The sequence below is a fragment of the bacterium genome, from assembly GCA_021158245.1.
Taxonomy (GTDB): Bacteria; Zhuqueibacterota; QNDG01; order QNDG01; family QNDG01; genus QNDG01.
The window spans coordinates 18,897-35,776 of record JAGGVB010000193.1 but is presented as its reverse complement, the minus strand read 5'-3'; the positions used below and the strand labels follow the sequence as shown (position 1 = coordinate 35,776).

Genomic DNA, 16,880 nt, shown 5'->3' with positions numbered 1-16,880 from the left:
CCGTGGTTTATGTAACTGCCTATGTTGATAAAGATACACTAAAGAGAGCCAAGAAGACAGAACCGTATGGATTTATCTATAAGCCGTTTAAAGCCGAAGATTTAAAGGCCGTGATTGAAACAGCGCTTTATAAACATGAGATGGATAATAAACTCAGAGAACGCGATACCTGGCTTGATGCGATCTTACAGGCATTGGTGACGCGATTATTGCCACCGACACAAAGGGGCGGATTACCAGAATGAATCCGGTGGCCGCAAATCTCACCGGCTGGACAACCGGGAAAGCTGAAGGAAGGCCTCTAACTCAAGTCTTAAATATTATGAATGCTAAAACCGGTAAGAAAGTCATCAATCCGGCCAGTAAGGTACTTAAAAATGGTGAAATTGCAGGGCTTGCCAATCACACAGTGCTCATTGCAAAGGACGGGAAAGAATATCAGATTGCTGATTTGGCTTCACCTATTCGGGATTCTGCCGGCTGCTTTTAGTCAGGCTTCCCGGGTTAGAAGGTATGTAGACCACATTACAAAAGCCATCCCGAAGTTCTTTCCTGTATAGCAACATATAAAATTGATAAAATTGAAAACAGGTTAAAGATGGTAAGGGTGAAAGAATTAATATTCGGCATGACTGCGAATCAGGACATACATGCAAAAAATGGTCTTCTTCTCGTTGCAAAAGGGCAGGAAATAAGTTATCCGGTGATAGCTAAACTTCAAAATTTTGATATGCAAATAGGCGTAGATGAACCATTTGAGGTTATTATTCCGCTGCTGAAATAATTAAAACCGGAGGCTGCCGCGGTAGCCCGAGAAAATTGATTAGTAAAAAATATAAAACATAAAGTTCTGTTTTAATAATCGGAACAAAAATATTTATTTAAGAAAAAATTACCCTACCGCTTTTTCAGTTCAAAACTCTAATCTTGGAATGCAATTGCAGATAAAATTCTGTTTTGGTGTTAAAATTTAAAATATTACGATAAACAAAAATATGTCGGGGCTGTATCAAAAGTCCCAAATTTGTCATTGTGATTCCGGCTCTGCCGGAAAAAGCAATCTCCGAAATTCGTGCACAATTATAAAGATTGTCACGTCTTGTGTTTGTGCGGAATCATCGCAATGACATTAAACAGACGGCCCACCAGAGGGGTGGTAAAATATTGGAAGATAGAACAGGGCAGATTGTAGGAGCGAGGCCTAAACTCATTTCATCTTCCTGCAAACCGCATTCGGAAAATTAATCCGAGCGCCGGAAAACATTGCCTTGAAATTTAAAAATAAATTATTTCATCAGCTGATTAAAATAAAACATAAGATCGTGTTAATTAAAGGTTTAGTATTTGTGCCCCGGCAGTGGCACAAATGTTGCTTTTTTGATGGTTAGAGAACGAATAAGTTGTTGATAAAAATAGAGTTCTATATGAGCGGAGGAACCATGAACAGCAGTAAAGCTTTACTCTTTGTAGATGATGAACCTGAAATTCTGGATATACTAAGCGACCTCTTTCAAGATGAAGGTTACAACCTTTACACTGCAACACGGGTTGATGAAGCTCTCGATATTATTGAAAATAACAATGTTGATTTTGTACTTTCCGATCTGAAATTGCCGGATTCGTCAGGTGTGAATCTGCTGGAAAAAGTCAAAGTACTTAACCCTGAAACGGTTCGTGTCCTTACATCAGGTTACCTTGATATTGGATTCGGCTGTATAACAGAAGATAAACACAGCGGAACAATTATGGTTTCAAAACCCTGGGATCTAAATACTCTAAAACAGCTTGTTGCAGAAAAAATCGGTGCCTGATAATGGATAAAAAGAAAGTACTCTTTATTGATGATGATAAGAAATTCAGAGAAATTGCGGAATCAGCATTTAAAAATAATAAGGACTATGATTGCTATTTATGTGAATCAGGTAAAGAAGGGCTTGGAAAAATTGGAAAGATAAGCCCGAATATTGTAATTGTAGATTATTTCCTCCCGGATATTTCCGGAGAGGAACTTTATATTAAATTTATTGCAGATAAGAAAAATAAATTCATCAGAGACATACCTTTTATTGCATTAACCACAAACGGGCAGGCAGACAGATCGCATCTTTATAATCTTGGATTTAACGCTATTCTGGCAAAACCTTTTACCAGCTCGGAAATAATTGAATTTGTTGAAGATGCTCTAATTGCACATAAAGTCAAGATGGAAGAGATTCAATTTTGGGAGACAATTAGAGAAGCAAAAGATTTTCTTGAACGTGTAGTTGAAAATACACTTGATGCTATATTGACAACTGATAATAAGGGTGTCATTACTTATTGTAACAGCGCGTGTGAAGAGATGCTTGGATTTACCTTTGAAGAAGTAATAGGAGAAAAGGTAAATTTTTTATTTGTTAATGGCTCTGAAGAGATGCTTAAGATTTATGAACTCCTAAAAAAGAGCAATCAGATTACAAATTACAATGCCAGGGTAAAAGACAAAAAAGGAGATATATTCAATCTCAACCTTTCTGTGTGCAGGATGAAAAACAGTTCCAATCAAATTGTAGGATCTCTTGTAATTGCCAGAAAGAGTGACCCGGGCAATAACATTAATATAGAATTAAACGATTCTGAAAGGGTTGCAACAATTATTGAAACTGCAATTGCGGTAAATCATGCAATTAATAATCCACTTGTACCAATTTTAGGCAATGCTCAAATTTTATTACAAGACAAAAAAATAGTAGATGAAGATATAAGAAACAGGCTTCGAATTATCGTTAAAAATGCCTTAAGGATAAAAGAAATCACCCAAAAACTTGCACATATCTCGCATCCTGTTACTGTAGAGTATTTTAAAGGTACAAAGATGCTTGATATTGAGCATTCTCTCTAACAATCCTGGTGAACCCAAAACATATTCAATAAAATATTCCTTGCATTAAGTCCTTTGTTTTATTAATTTTAATTTGTGAAATAAAAAATTAACAAGGGTTGTTTCCAATTGAAAATCAGGATTTTTTTTTCAACTGTTTTACTTGTATTTACAGTGAATAATATTTTTGCAGGAATAAATACATCGAAGTACGGTGGTGCATTTCTGGAATCAGGCGTAGATGCCAGAATCCTCGCAATGGGTGGTGCCGGAACAACTGCGGCTTCTTCTGCTTCTTCTGTGTACTGGAATCCCTCGGGATTACTTTTTCTGAACGGTTCAAGTGTTCATGGTATGCATTCCGAACGATTTTCAGGTATTGTTAATTGGGATTTTCTTGGATTCGGAGGAAAAGTAGATTCAGTCACTGCAATTGGTATAGGATTATTCAGAATGGGTATAGACGGGATACCTTTTACACGCCTGAGAAATTCATCGTTAGGCCTCGGTGAATACTACACAGACGAATCCGGCAAACTTATACAAAATGTACCTGAAATAGATAAAATGGTCAATGATGCAGAATATGCTTTTTTCTTTTCAATAGCAAGACGCCGCAGTAAAAAATTAATATATGGAACAACTGTAAAAGTTATTAGAAAAAAGTGTAATGAATACGGAGCGTGGGGCTTGGGTTTTGATGCCGGTATTCTTTTCCGTTATTCTGAACACATAAATTTAGGCCTGAATATACGCGATATAACTACAACACTCACTGCGTGGAATAATGGTACAAAAGAAAAAATACTTCCTTCTCTTAGGGCCGGAATTTCAATACCGTTTAATAAATCCAAAATTTCTTTTCTTCCTGTTTTGGATTTTGCTGTAGGCTTTGACGGAAGGGAAGCTGTGGCTACTCTTGCTGCAGGATCAATGTATTTGTATTTGAGGTCCGGTATTGAAATAGGATATAAACAAAAAATATTTTTCAGAGCAGGCTCGGACAGAGGAAGAATAACACTCGGTGCAGGATTTCTGTTTAAGAGTATGAGGCTTGACTATGGTTTTGCGTCTCACAGCGACCTTGGAAGCACTCACAGAATATCTGTTGAATACAATTTGAAGAGGGTTATTTAACATACTGTATACGTATTAAAAATAAAAATTTATGTTGACTATTTCTGTTTTATTTTGTAAAATGGTAATTCGTGAATTTATTAATAGCTGTACCTTAAGGAAAGATGGATATTAAATGGCATTTAGTATGACAGGTATCGGCCATGCTGATATTGAAAAAAATAATTATCATGTTAATGTTGAGATCAGATCGGTCAATAACAGATATTTGGATATCTCCTGCAAACTTCCTTCTATACTTCTGCCGTTTGAGCAGAAAATACGTGACTTGATAAAAAGCAAAATAAAAAGGGGAAAGATCCATCTTATAATAGCCGGAGATATGAATGTAGAGCCGGAAAATTTTCCAACAAAAATAAACCGGCTGAATGTAAAGGCAGTAGCAGGACTTCTTGAGGTAATCAGAGAAGAAGCAGGTGTAGAAGAAAAGCCGAAGTTGGAACACTTCCTGAATTTTTCCGAAATATTTGAACCGATAGAAAAAAGAGAAATTGATGAGGGGCTGTGGGAAGCTGCAAATGACGCAGTGGAAAAGGCTCTTGATCATTTGATTGAGATGCGGAAAGCTGAAGGCTTGGCATTATCCGAAGATCTTTCGGAAAGAATAAATGAAATAGAAAACAGCATAACCGAAATAGAAAAATTTGCAAAATTAAATGCAAAAGAAGCTTTCGCTCGAATGAGACAGAGAGTTGAAGCACTTGTAAATAATGTTGAAATAGATAAAGACAGGCTCTATACTGAAATTGTCATTATAGCGGATAAGCTGGATATAACCGAAGAATGTGTCCGAATGAGGAGCCACCTGAAAATATTTATCGAGACATTGAGAAATACGAATATTGTAGGAAAGAAATTAAACTTTATTTTACAGGAGATGCATAGAGAGGTGAATACAATTAGCTCTAAAGCATCAAATTTTAAAATAAATCATATTGTAATCGAGCTTAAAGAACAGATTGAAAAAATGCGGGAGCAGGTACAGAATCTGGAGTAATAAGATTGAAAAAGAGGGGCACCCTATTTGTTATATCTTCACCTTCAGGTGGAGGAAAAAGCACTATTATTTCACATCTGCTAGAACAAGAGGATAACCTGTATTATTCCATTTCTGCTACAACTAGAGAACCAAGGCCCGGGGAGAAAGACGGGAAGGATTACCATTTTTTTTCAAAGGAAGAATTCAAAAAAAAAGTAAGAAAAAACGAATTTATTGAGTGGGCGGAAGTACATAATAATTTTTATGGAACATTAAAGAGTGAAATTGATGATGCATTAAAGCGGGGGGAAAATGTTGTCCTTGATATAGATGTGCAGGGAGGCGAATCAATAAAAAAAATATTTCCTGATTCAGTGCTGATTTTTCTTATGCCGCCTTCGCTTGAAGAGCTGGAGGTTAGATTAAAAAACAGGGGGACAGAAAGTGAATTATCATTAAAACAAAGGCTCAATGCGGCAAAATATGAAATCGAACATGCGGGTATGTACAATTATCAAATAATTAACGATTCTGTAGATGATACTGTTAATAAAGTAAAAACAATAATTAAACATTTTTCATGAGGTGACAAGATGTCTAAACTTTCTCTTGACGATTTATTTGAAAGATTTGAAAATATTTACGAAGCGGTTGAAGTTATGGCTTTGCGGGCAAGACAAGTAATTGATGAGCAGAAAAGAGAGATCGATGTAAAACTTTCCGTCCAGTCGGAAACTGAAAATGATTCTGACGAATTAGGTGCTATTGAAATTGACAGAGAAGCATTTAAACAGGATATAAAAGTTATGACAAAGCCAACTGTTGTTGCAATTAATGAAGCTGTGAATGATGATTTGGAATTCAGATATATATCTCCTGATGATGATGCGGAAGATAAATCAAAAAAGGAAGAGAAGTAACTTTTGTCTGATAGTAAACTTGAAAACAGAAGAATTGTTGTCGGAGTAACAGGAAGCATTGCTGCTTATAAAGCATGTGATATTGTGCGAATGCTTAAAAAAGAAGGCAGTGATGTCAAGGTTGTAATGACCCGAAATGCTTTAAAATTTGTCTCTTCATTAACATTTGAGACATTATCGGGAAATGAAGTTATAAAAGAACTTTTCCCTGAAAATAAAACAATAAAAACAAGACATATATCTATTGCCGAATGGGCTGATGTAATATTAATTGCGCCTGCAACAGCAAATATAATTGGTAAAATTGCATCAGGGATTGCGGATGATTTTTTGACAACACTTGTTATGGCTTCAAGGGCCCCGGTTATTATTGCCCCGGCAATGGATTATCAGATGGTGCAGAATCCAATATATCTTGATAATTGCCGAAAGCTGGAGAAATCAGGATATAAATTTATACCTACAGAAGAAGGCCCTCTTGCAAGCGGCGCTATGGGGCCCGGACGCCTGGCGGATTTTAACAGAATACTCAACGAAGTTACAAGTATTCTGCTTGGAAAAGATTCACTGAAAGGAAAGAAGGTTCTTGTTTCTGCAGGGCCGACTCTTGAACCAATTGATCCTGTGAGGTTTATATCAAACCATTCGAGTGGCAAAATGGGCTATGCTGTTGCAGAAGCAGCATTTTTAAGAGGCGCTGACGTAACCCTCGTTTCAGGGCCTGTACATTTAAAACACCATTTTGGTGTTAAGAGGATAGATGTTACTACTGCAGAAGAAATGAATAGCGAAATTGTCAAAAGAGCTTCCGAATCAGATATTTTGATAATGGCTGCCGCTGTTTCAGATTTTCGCCCTGAAATAAAAAAAGAACAAAAAATTAAAAAAGAGGGTGAATTTACTCTTAAACTTCGAAAAAACAGCGATATCCTGCTCAATGTGGCAAAAGGGGGGAAGCCGGATATTGTAGTTGGATTTGCAATGGAAACAGAGAATGGCGAGGAATCTGCCTTGAAGAAATTAAGGGAAAAAGGCCTTGACATGATCTGTCTTAACAATCTTTTTGATGAGGGTGCAGGTTTCGGTGGGGAAACAAATTTAATTACTATTTTTTATAGAGATGGGAAATCAGAAAAATTGCCTTTATTGCAAAAATGGCAAGTTGCAGATAAATTATTAGACAGGATCGAAAATCTCTTGTAAGGTGGAAAATTGTCAATTGGTGAAGAAAGCCGGAATATTAAGGCCCTTTTTACGGATTATCTTTCTTGTCAGAAAGAGATATACGGAAACGATATTGTTCTTGATAATCCGGATCTATTAGATAATATCTTTTATTCTCAAAATAAAAATGTTCTTAATGAAATAAAAAAACAAGTTGAACAATGCCGAAAATGCTCTCTCCATAGAACCGTCAATAAAAAAGTTTTCGGAGGCGGCAGTGAAAAAGCAAAGCTTCTCCTTATCGGAGAAGCCCCGGGCAGAGAGGAAGATCTTACAGGAGAACCTTTTGTAGGTAAAGCAGGCAATCTTCTTAATAAAATATTAGGAGCTATAGGCTTTTCAAGAGATGAAGTATATGTGTGTAATATACTGAAATGCAGGCCTCCTGAAAACAGGGATCCGAAACCTGAAGAGGTTGAAAAATGTTTTAAATTTCTGGAAATGCAGATAGCGGCAATAAATCCCGGAATTATTCTGGCTCTCGGACGTGTTGCAGCTAATACGATTCTTAAAAAAGATACAACCCTTGGTAATCTCAGAAAAGAGATACATGAATTCAATGGGATACCTGTTTTTGTTACATATCATCCTGCAGCACTTTTAAGAGACAATGGGAAAAAATATTCCGTATGGGATGATGTGAAAAAACTGAGGAAGAAATACGATGCAATTATCGGAGATAAGCCTTTATGGCAGGAACCAGGAAAATAGCCAATAAGAAAAAAGAAGACAATAGTACTGTTTTTGACAGAATTCCGCCTCAATCAATAGAAGCTGAGGAAGCTGTACTCGGATCAATGCTGCTTGATAATGATTGTATAGGTAAGTTAATAGAAATTCTTAACCCTGAATCGTTTTATAAAACCGCGCACCAGAAAATATTTTCATGCTGTATAGAGTTATACGAAAAAAATGAACCTGTTGATGTGATAACTCTTGCTGAGACACTTAAAATAAAAAAAATCTTAGATGATGTAGGTGGAGCATATTATCTTACTGAGCTTTCGGAATCTGTCCCTTCTTCTGCCAATGTTGCTTTTCATGCAAAGATAGTTCATCAGAAGTACTTGCTGCGAAAACTCATACAGGAATCAGCGAATATTGCACGGGATTCCTATGAGGCGCAGTATGATGTGTACGAAATTCTTGATAAATCCGAACAGAGGATTTTCGGCATTTCTGATAACCAGATAAGAAAGAGCTATCAGGGTATCAAGGAAATAATGCATGAAACAATGAGAAAGATAGATAAGCTCCACAAAAGAAAGGGCAGTGTAACCGGAGTTCCTACAGGGTTTGCCAAATTAGATGAATACACTTCAGGATTCCAGCCATCGGAACTTGTGATTATTGCAGGAAGGCCTTCAATGGGAAAAACCGCATTTAGCCTGAATATTGCAAAATATGCAGCAAGTGAAGGTGTGCCTGTAGGATTTTTCAGTCTTGAGATGTCAAGTGACCAGCTTGCAATGAGGCTCCTGTCTGCTGAAGCAAGAATAGATGCACATTCGGTAAGGACAGGACGGATGTCCAAAGAAGAGTGGAGGCAAATAGGTATTTTTTCCGGCAAAGTAGCAGAGCTCCCTATTTTTGTTGATGATACACCCGGATTAAGCGTACTTGAGCTCCGTGCAAAGGCAAGAAGATTGAAAAAAGAAGCTGATATAGGTATGGTGGTTATTGACTATTTACAGCTTATGCAGGGGCCGAGAAACGTTGAAAGCAGGCAGCAGGAGATATCTGTTATTTCACGGTCATTAAAAGCCTTATCAAAAGAACTTGACGTACCTGTTGTGGCTCTTTCACAGCTTTCCAGAGCCGTTGAAACACGAGGAGGAGACAAAAGGCCCATGTTATCTGATCTTCGTGAGTCAGGAGCAATTGAACAGGACGCTGATGTTGTTCTTTTTGTATACAGGCCTGAATTTTACATGTCAAGAGAGGAAACACAGCAGAAGGACATGGAAGGCAGGTCAGAAATAATAATCGGCAAACAGAGAAACGGTCCGGTGGGAACCGTTGTTTTGAATTTTATAAAAAAATGGGCTACTTTTGAAAATGCAGCATTTGACGACGAAGAAAGTGCGGTACCGTTCTGATTATGTCTACAGCAGCAACAAAAATTTCCGAACAGAGAATCGATTTTGACGATTATAAAAAAAAGTATAAGCGCGAATTCGGTAAAATTATAACTCAAATACGAAGTTATCATCAAAATCCCAACCTGATTCTTCTAAAAAAGGCATTTGTATTTGCTTTGGAAGCACATAAAAATCAGATGAGGAAATCAGGTGAACATTATATTGTTCACTGTATTGAGACAGCAAGAATTTTATCTGAACTTAGAATGGATGATGCGACAATTGCAGCAGGGCTTCTGCATGATGTTGTAGAAGATACAGGCGTTACAATTGAAATAGTAAAAGATACATTCGGGTTTGAGATCGCTCAGTTAGTTGACGGCGTTACAAAAATAAGCGAACTTAAATTTAAAAGTGCTGTTGAAAAGCAGGCTGAAAATTTCAGAAAAATGATTTTTTCAATGATAGAAGACCTTCGGGTTATTTTTATCAAATTTGCAGACCGGCTTCATAATATGCGTACTCTTCAATATCTTCCTGAAAAAAAAGCTCATCGTATTGCACTGGAAACAAGGGAAGTCTATGCTCCTCTTGCCCATAGGTTTGGAATAGCAAAAATCAAATGGGAATTTGATGATCTTTCGTTTAAATATCTTGAACCTGAGGATTATGCAAATATAAGAAAAAAGGTCGAAGAGAGAACCGCGTTAAGAGATGAATACGTTCAAAAAGTTGTGGCTCCTATAATCACAGAGCTTGAAAAAGTCAAAATTGAAGCCAAGATACAAGGCAGGGTTAAAAGTCTGTATTCAATCTTCAGGAAGATCAAGTATAAAAACAGATCTTTTGAAGAGGTGTATGATCTGCTTGCCATACGTATCATCCTTAAGGAGATTGATGCCTGCTATTTTGCTCTTGGAGTTGTCCACAATCTGTATACCCCTCTTCACGACAGGTTTAAAGACTATATAGCAATCCCTAAGTTAAACATGTATCAATCCCTGCATACAACTGTGATCGGTCCCGGTGGAAATATAGTAGAAATTCAGATAAGGACTGAGGAGATGCATCGTGTTGCTGAGATAGGTATTGCAGCTCACTGGAAGTACAAAGAAGGAAAGAAATCGGAAGACGAAATAGATAAATACAGTTCGTGGCTTCGTGAAATGATTGATCTTGAAGAAGATCATCTGAATGCGGAAGAGTATATGGATATATTAAAAACCAATCTTTTCCAATCAGAAGCATTTGTTTTTACTCCAAAAGGAGATCTGATTAAACTTCCAATCGGATCAACACCGGTTGATTTTGCTTTTGAAATTCACACTGACATAGGAATGCACTGCCTCGGTGCCAAGGTCAATGGTAAAATCATACCATTGAACGCTGAATTGAAAAGCGGTGACACTGTGGAAATACTGACTTCGGACAGTCAGACTCCAAGTCAGGATTGGATTACTTTTGTAAAAACATCAAAAGCAAAAAGCAAGATTAAACGATGGCTGAAAGAAACTCAGATTGAAGAAGCAGCCAAAATAGGTAAAGAGATAATTGAGCAGGGAATTAAACGCTACAGGATTAAGCCGACTAATAAAGAACTGATTAATGCAGCTGAAAAGCTGGGAATCTCGAATTTATCGCAACTGTACATAGATGTCGGCCAGGGTGATATATCTGTACATAAATTAATCAAAGAAATTGCACCTGAAAAATTTAAACAGTCCCAGAAACAGAGAGAGAAAAGAAATGTTTTAGAAAAATTTGTAAGTAGAGCAAGAGGAGGAAATCAGGGGATTCGTGTGCACGGCGTTGATAACCTTCTCATTAATTTTGCATCCTGCTGCAGGCCTGTCCCGGGAGATCCAATCACTGGTTTTGTTACAAAGGGAAGGGGTATTGTTATTCACCGAAGAGATTGCGTAAACGCAATAAACCTGATGAATCAGCCTGAAAGAAATATTAATGTTGCATGGGACACTACTGAGCAGCAGCAGTTTTTAGTACAATTAAGGCTTCTTTCTACTGAGCGAAAACATCTGATGAAAGATGTTGCAGAAGTAATATCTTCATTAAATACGGATATTGTACAAATACATCTTGAAACAAAAAATCAAATTATTCATGTGCGAATGGTGATTGAAGTAAAAGATCTTTCACACCTGACAAAAATCAAGAGAAAGTTGAATTCGTTAAAAGGAGTAATTTCCGTTGAAAGAGACAATTCATCTAACGATGAGTAGTCCAGTCTATGTTTAATTAAACAAAGGAGCCATCAATGGGGAAATTGGACACTATCACCAAGAAAGATGTTGCAAAGAGAACTGCAAAGATTGTTAACGAACGTATCTATGTAACAGAGAAGATAGTTGACGGTGTTTTTACTGCGCTTAGAGAATTTATGGCAGAAGCTGATCCTGAAGTCAGAATTGAGATCAGGGATTTCGGTGTGTTTGAAGTTAAAAAAACAAAACCCAAACCAAAGGCGCGAAATCCGAAAACAGGCCAAATTATTTATGTTCCGGCAAGAAGAAAAACTCACTTTAAAGCCGGAAAGATTCTAAAAGAAGTACTAAAGCAGCCGATTGAATAGAGTCTTGATAATTTGAGCCGTATAATTTGTATAGATTACGGAAGAAAGAAAATCGGTATTGCTGTTAGCGACCCTCTTGGTATTACAGCACAGCCTTTTGATACCTGGTATAATTTAAAAATTGTGCAGGTTATTGAAAAGCTTAAGATATTATCTAAAGAACTCGAGATAAGTAAAATAGTAATTGGACTTCCTCTTACTATGAAGGGTGAAAAAGGTAAGATGGCTTCGGAAGCCGAGAGATTCGCTTCAATGATACGTAAGTCTCTGAATTTAGATGTTGTTATGTGGGATGAACGTTTAAGCTCACGTCAGGCAATTAGAACTTTGCAGGCTATGGATAAAAAACCTAGCAGGGATAAAAAGAAAATCGATAAAATTGCAGCGACAATTATTCTTCAGAGTTACCTTGCATATTTAGAGCAAACCGGTTCCAAGTAGGAGTATTTTGTGAAAAAGTATGTAATTTTATACATATTTCTTTTTTCAATTTTATTAATTGGTGCTACACCTCCTTCTCCTTTGGGGTTTCTTGCTTTTGCTTCACTTATACCGTTTTTTAATCTGATAAATAACAGCAGGCTAACAATTAAAAATATATTCTGGATTGGATATTTATCAGGTGTAATCTGGGTTGGAGGGACAATATACTGGATTTCATGGGCGACAGTACCTGGGTTTTTCGGTGTTTTATTTTATCTGCCTCTATTTACAGCTCTTTATTTTATGCTGCAGAAATGGATTGTTGGAAAAGTCGGGGAGGCCGGCCTGTTTGCAGCTCCTTTTATCTGGACAGCTATTGAGATAATTGAATCAAAGGGAGAGTTTGGATTTACATGGCAGTCAATTGCATATACTCAGACATATTCTCCAAGATTTATCCAGTTTGCACATTTTACAGGTATGTACGGTGTAACATTCTGGGTTATCCTGATAAATGTTCTTATCTATTTTATATTGACTGCTAAAAGGAAAAAGAAGATATATGCTTCTGCTGCTGCACTGCTTTTATTCCTGATTCCGTGGATCTACGGCAATTTCACTATGATGAATAAAAATATCCCCGTACAAAAAAAGATAAAGGTCGCTCTCGTACAGGGCAATATTGATCCGTACAAAAAATGGACAAAAACATTTATTGATTCCAACTATGTTGTGTATAAAGATTTAAGCTTTTCTGTTGCAGGGCAAAAACCTGACCTGATTGTATGGCCGGAAACTGCAATGCCGTTTTATATAAGATATAAATTTTCCAGAATGAAACAGGTAAGATTGATAACTGACAGCATGAACTCAACCCTGCTAACCGGAGCGCCTGATTATTCATGGGATAAAAACGGAAAGGGCCACCCGTATAATTCGGCATTTTTAATAAAGCCAGGGATAATGAAAATGCTGTCTTACGCAAAAATGCACCTTGTCCCTTTCTCCGAGTATGTTCCATTCAGGGAGACGCTTCCGTTTTTTGGAAAATTAATAGATAAGCTTAATCTTGATACAGGGGATTTCTCAGCTGGCGATTCAATAGTTGTATTTTCATTCATACCGCGTAAAGGAAACAGCAGCATAAAATTCGGAACAGTTATTTGTTTTGATTCTATTTTCCCTGATCTTGTCAGAAAATTTTTTAATAAGGGTGCGCAGTTTTTAGTGATTATCACAAATGACGGATGGTTCGGCAGAACATCAGGGCCGTTTCAGCATGAAAGAATAGCTGTACTGCGTGCAATTGAAAACAGGGCGTGGGTTGTCCGCTGCGCAAATACAGGAATATCCGGATTTATTGACCCTTATGGCAGATATGTTGATAAATCATCTATAGATACAAGAACAACTATTGTACATGACATTTCAACAAATACGTCATTAACTTTTTTCACAAAACATGGGTTGATTTTTCCTAATTTTATTCTTATAATAAGTCTTCTTATTTTATTAGTATCAGTATTTTTGGGGAATGCGGGAAAGTTGCTTAAAAAATGAATTTTATTCCAAGACGGTTTGTGCTTATTTTTTTCGTTTGTTCTTTTTTATTCTCAGCCTTTATTCCGAACCTTTACAGCCAGACAGATAAACTTGCCACATTGAGCACTGTAAAGGCAAGATCTATTGGTATGGGAGGAGCATTCGTTTCAATTGAAGATGATTTGGCTTCACTTGATTTTAATCCTGCATCTTTCAGTGCAAAATGCAAAAATGACGGTGTTAAATTATCTTTTTTTATAAACGGATTTTCTCCTTTTATTGCTTATAATAATAATTTGAAAAATTTCCACGGGATTAACTCAACAGGTCTTTTTTTAAAGGGAATAACACTCTCTTTAAAGAGAGTGCAGTTTGGGATTCTTTTCGGAGAGGAATCTTTATTTAATTTCAAAAGACTTGAGAGACCGACTATATTTTCAAGTGATAATTATGAAAATAATCAGAATACAACATTCGGAATGTCTGTTGATTTGGCGCCCGAGGTTCAGATAGGAATAGCAGGTGATTTATTTACAAGAAGTGTTGACGGCCGGACGATACGTAAAATGGGTTACAGATACGGACTAAGATTAAAAACACACAATAAAATCACGATTGGGTTATTCTTTTTAGATTTACCAAACCAATTTAAAAATGACAGGATGGCCATTGAAAGGTTTGCAGATGAAACCCTTAATGTGGGGTTTTCATATAAACCGTTTGAAAAATTTACATTTTCTCTTGATGTGAGAAATGTAAGCGAAGAGAGCAAGGGAGCAATACGAGAACCTCATTTCGGATGTGAAATAAATATTTTCGAACATCTTACAATGAGAGGAGGCTTTTTTTACCAAAAAGATACTGATGCTGAAAATTATTCTGCAGGAATTAGCCTGTTTAACTGGAATTCGCTATTCTCAAATGAAAGAGTTTTTAAACATCCTCAATTTCTTCTTGACCTGGCGGTTGTAATGCAGAAACAGTACGGCTTAAATAATTTCTGGTATATCGCTCAATGTGTTTTACGTATTTAAAGGATACTGAATTATTTTATCAGGTTTAACACAAATTATGGAACAAGTTGTCAAATCTTTAGTTGTATATTTAAAGAAAAACCTGTTAAGCATAGCATTATGGGTTTTTATTCTCTTGTTTGTTTCCAGGAATGCAGATGCTGGTTTGTTGTTTAAGACGAACCTTGATATTGTAGACAGTATGGCTCAGCAAATTGCACAGGAAATTCCGCTAAACAGCAGTGAGCAAATATGCCTGTTATCACCTGATAAAAGCCCAATTGCATCTTTTATTAAAAACAGCCTTACTGCCGGATTTGTAAAAAGAGGAAATGGAGTAAATTTTCAGAAAAATGATAATTATGATAAAAGTATTTCTTTCATAGTTCTTAATGTTTCCGTACTATATAAAGAAACAGGCAAAGGAAAACATTTTTCGGCAAAAAGTTGTAAAAGGGAAGTGATTCTAAACTTGAATTTAAATATGGCCAACAAGGCCGGGCAGATCCTGTTTAATAGAAAATTTGAAAAAACAAGTGCTGATACTATCAGTATTTCAAGAATACCTGCTGTTGAGCAAAAAGGCAGAATTATAGGAAAAGGTATTTTTATAACAAATAAAAGAAGACTTTCATGGCTGGAACCAGTGGTTTCAGTTGTAGTAATTACTATAATAGGCTCACTTTTTTATTGGGTGAGAAGCAATTAAATATCTGGAGTTTAAATATTATGAATAAGCAAATATTTAAAGTGTTTTTATTTATTTTTTCCGTTTTAATTATAGCCGGCTGTAATAAAAAAAGTGTTGATATTTATAAATTATCAGCAGATGATCAATATAAATATGCAAAAAGATTTTTTGATAAAGGTGACTATTTTCGTGCCAAGACAAATTTTAATATTATAGTTCTTAACAATCCCGGTAATATAATTATTGAGAAAGCTCAGTATTATCTTGCCGAATCTTATTATTATGATAAGGAATATGTGCTTGCCATTCAGGAGTACTCTAAACTTATAAGGAGCCTGCCTCAGAGCGAATTTGTTGATAATGCGGAATATAAAATCGGAATGTGTTATTATAAACTTTCACCGAACTATGCATTAGATCAGGAATATACACAAAAAGCAATTACTCATTTCCAGCAGTTTATTGACGATTATCCTAATTCCACTCTAATTCCAAAAGCAAAAAATATTCTGAATGAATGCTGGGAAAAACTGGCAAAAAAAGAATTTAAAACAGGCGAACTATACAGAAAAATGGGCTATTTCGATTCAGCAGTTATATCTTTTAACAGCCTTTTGGAAAAATATCCGGAATCCAGATTTGTACCTGAAGCTATTTATTGGACCGGAGTATGTAATTTAAAAATGCGAAAAACGGAGGGTGCAAAAACAGCTTTCAATAAAATATTGAGTGAATATCCGAACTCGTCTTATGCGGAAAAATCTGAGAAAGAATTAAAAGAAATAGAAAAATTAAAGATTAAAAATAAAGAAAATTAAAAATGCGAATTGGTTTATTTGGCGGCACATTTGATCCGATTCATACAGGCCATTTGATTATTGCAGAAGCTGTAAGAACAGGTTTGTGCCTTGATAAGATATTTTTTATACCTGCAGGGTCTCCTCCGCACAAAATTCAAAATACTGTAACTGAAGCAGGTCTGAGATTGGAAATGGTGAAGATAGCTATTCACGACTATCCTTACTTCCATGTTTCTGATATAGAGATCGGACGCAAGGGAAAATCATTTACAATTGATACAATTAGAATGTTCCAGAATTCTCCTGATTTCGCGGATGATGAATTCGTGCTGATAATCGGGTGTGATAATTTCCTCGGACTTGGCAATTGGTATCAGCCTGATGAGGTCTTAAAAAGCATTGACACTGTTGTTGCGGTAAGGCCTGGATTTGATTTATCAAAAGCGGAAAAAAGATTTATTAATAAAGTTAAAATTATAAAAACCCCTTTAATTGATATATCTTCTTCTCAAATACGCGAAAGCGTCCATAATGGAGAATCAGTAAGTTTCTGGGTGCCTGAAAATGTGAAGCAATTTATTGAAACAAAAGGGCTGTACCGTTGATGATCTGTAAATGGC

At 36.3% G+C, this 16,880-nt stretch carries 20 protein-coding genes; all 20 read left to right on the top strand.

Annotated elements, in window-relative coordinates; genetic code table 11:
- Nucleotides 1-2: 2 nt before the first annotated feature.
- Nucleotides 3-245 carry a hypothetical protein gene (locus J7K93_11450; protein ID MCD6117624.1) on the top strand — a complete coding sequence of 81 codons (243 nt, stop codon included), beginning with the start codon at nucleotides 3-5 and terminating at the stop codon, nucleotides 243-245.
- The gene (locus J7K93_11445; protein MCD6117623.1) at nucleotides 194-490 is read left to right on the top strand and encodes a PAS domain S-box protein; all 297 of its coding nucleotides are present in this window, start codon (nucleotides 194-196) and stop codon (nucleotides 488-490) included. The genes J7K93_11450 and J7K93_11445 overlap by 52 nt, the downstream gene beginning before the upstream one ends.
- A 108-nt stretch (nucleotides 491-598) precedes the next feature.
- A complete protein-coding gene (locus J7K93_11440; protein MCD6117622.1) occupies nucleotides 599-784 on the top strand; it encodes a hypothetical protein in 186 nt (61 codons plus the stop codon).
- A 655-nt stretch (nucleotides 785-1,439) separates the two neighbouring features.
- On the top strand, nucleotides 1,440-1,811 hold the full coding sequence (locus tag J7K93_11435; protein MCD6117621.1) for a response regulator: 372 nt from the start codon (nucleotides 1,440-1,442) through the stop codon (nucleotides 1,809-1,811).
- A 2-nt stretch (nucleotides 1,812-1,813) separates the two neighbouring features.
- Nucleotides 1,814-2,881 carry a PAS domain S-box protein gene (locus tag J7K93_11430; protein MCD6117620.1) on the top strand — a complete coding sequence of 356 codons (1,068 nt, stop codon included), beginning with the start codon at nucleotides 1,814-1,816 and terminating at the stop codon, nucleotides 2,879-2,881.
- Nucleotides 2,882-2,989: 108 nt separating this feature from the next.
- Nucleotides 2,990-3,997: a PorV/PorQ family protein gene (locus J7K93_11425; protein MCD6117619.1), complete on the top strand. Its 1,008-nt coding sequence runs from the start codon at nucleotides 2,990-2,992 to the stop codon at nucleotides 3,995-3,997.
- A gap of 115 nt (nucleotides 3,998-4,112) precedes the next feature.
- Nucleotides 4,113-4,994, top strand: coding sequence for a YicC family protein (locus tag J7K93_11420; GenBank protein MCD6117618.1), 882 nt, complete (start codon nucleotides 4,113-4,115; stop codon nucleotides 4,992-4,994).
- 5 nt (nucleotides 4,995-4,999) lie between these two features.
- On the top strand, nucleotides 5,000-5,560 hold the full coding sequence (gene gmk / locus J7K93_11415; GenBank protein ID MCD6117617.1) for a guanylate kinase: 561 nt from the start codon (nucleotides 5,000-5,002) through the stop codon (nucleotides 5,558-5,560).
- A 9-nt stretch (nucleotides 5,561-5,569) separates the two neighbouring features.
- Nucleotides 5,570-5,896 (top strand): DNA-directed RNA polymerase subunit omega, encoded by a 327-nt coding sequence (locus tag J7K93_11410; GenBank protein ID MCD6117616.1) that lies wholly within the window; start codon nucleotides 5,570-5,572, stop codon nucleotides 5,894-5,896.
- A gap of 3 nt (nucleotides 5,897-5,899) precedes the next feature.
- Nucleotides 5,900-7,099: a bifunctional phosphopantothenoylcysteine decarboxylase/phosphopantothenate--cysteine ligase CoaBC gene (gene coaBC / locus J7K93_11405; protein ID MCD6117615.1), complete on the top strand. Its 1,200-nt coding sequence runs from the start codon at nucleotides 5,900-5,902 to the stop codon at nucleotides 7,097-7,099.
- Nucleotides 7,100-7,114: 15 nt separating this feature from the next.
- The gene (locus tag J7K93_11400) at nucleotides 7,115-7,831 is read left to right on the top strand and encodes a uracil-DNA glycosylase (protein MCD6117614.1); all 717 of its coding nucleotides are present in this window, start codon (nucleotides 7,115-7,117) and stop codon (nucleotides 7,829-7,831) included.
- The gene (gene dnaB / locus J7K93_11395) at nucleotides 7,810-9,219 is read left to right on the top strand and encodes a replicative DNA helicase (GenBank protein MCD6117613.1); all 1,410 of its coding nucleotides are present in this window, start codon (nucleotides 7,810-7,812) and stop codon (nucleotides 9,217-9,219) included. The genes J7K93_11400 and dnaB overlap by 22 nt, the downstream gene beginning before the upstream one ends.
- Before the next feature lie 2 nt (nucleotides 9,220-9,221).
- A complete protein-coding gene (locus tag J7K93_11390) occupies nucleotides 9,222-11,441 on the top strand; it encodes a bifunctional (p)ppGpp synthetase/guanosine-3',5'-bis(diphosphate) 3'-pyrophosphohydrolase (GenBank protein MCD6117612.1) in 2,220 nt (739 codons plus the stop codon).
- 44 nt (nucleotides 11,442-11,485) lie between these two features.
- Complete coding sequence (locus J7K93_11385) at nucleotides 11,486-11,791, top strand: integration host factor subunit beta (protein ID MCD6117611.1); 306 nt, start codon at nucleotides 11,486-11,488, stop codon at nucleotides 11,789-11,791.
- A 12-nt stretch (nucleotides 11,792-11,803) separates the two neighbouring features.
- Nucleotides 11,804-12,232, top strand: a complete 429-nt coding sequence (ruvX, locus tag J7K93_11380) for a Holliday junction resolvase RuvX (GenBank protein ID MCD6117610.1) — start codon at nucleotides 11,804-11,806, stop codon at nucleotides 12,230-12,232.
- Between the two features lie 9 nt (nucleotides 12,233-12,241).
- On the top strand, nucleotides 12,242-13,774 hold the full coding sequence (lnt, locus tag J7K93_11375) for an apolipoprotein N-acyltransferase (GenBank protein MCD6117609.1): 1,533 nt from the start codon (nucleotides 12,242-12,244) through the stop codon (nucleotides 13,772-13,774).
- A complete protein-coding gene (locus J7K93_11370; GenBank protein ID MCD6117608.1) occupies nucleotides 13,771-14,790 on the top strand; it encodes a hypothetical protein in 1,020 nt (339 codons plus the stop codon). The genes lnt and J7K93_11370 overlap by 4 nt, the downstream gene beginning before the upstream one ends.
- A gap of 37 nt (nucleotides 14,791-14,827) precedes the next feature.
- On the top strand, nucleotides 14,828-15,478 hold the full coding sequence (locus J7K93_11365) for a hypothetical protein (protein MCD6117607.1): 651 nt from the start codon (nucleotides 14,828-14,830) through the stop codon (nucleotides 15,476-15,478).
- Between the two features lie 20 nt (nucleotides 15,479-15,498).
- Nucleotides 15,499-16,278, top strand: coding sequence for an outer membrane protein assembly factor BamD (gene bamD / locus J7K93_11360; GenBank protein MCD6117606.1), 780 nt, complete (start codon nucleotides 15,499-15,501; stop codon nucleotides 16,276-16,278).
- A gap of 2 nt (nucleotides 16,279-16,280) precedes the next feature.
- Nucleotides 16,281-16,865 carry a nicotinate-nucleotide adenylyltransferase gene (nadD, locus tag J7K93_11355; GenBank protein ID MCD6117605.1) on the top strand — a complete coding sequence of 195 codons (585 nt, stop codon included), beginning with the start codon at nucleotides 16,281-16,283 and terminating at the stop codon, nucleotides 16,863-16,865.
- Nucleotides 16,866-16,880: the final 15 nt, after the last annotated feature.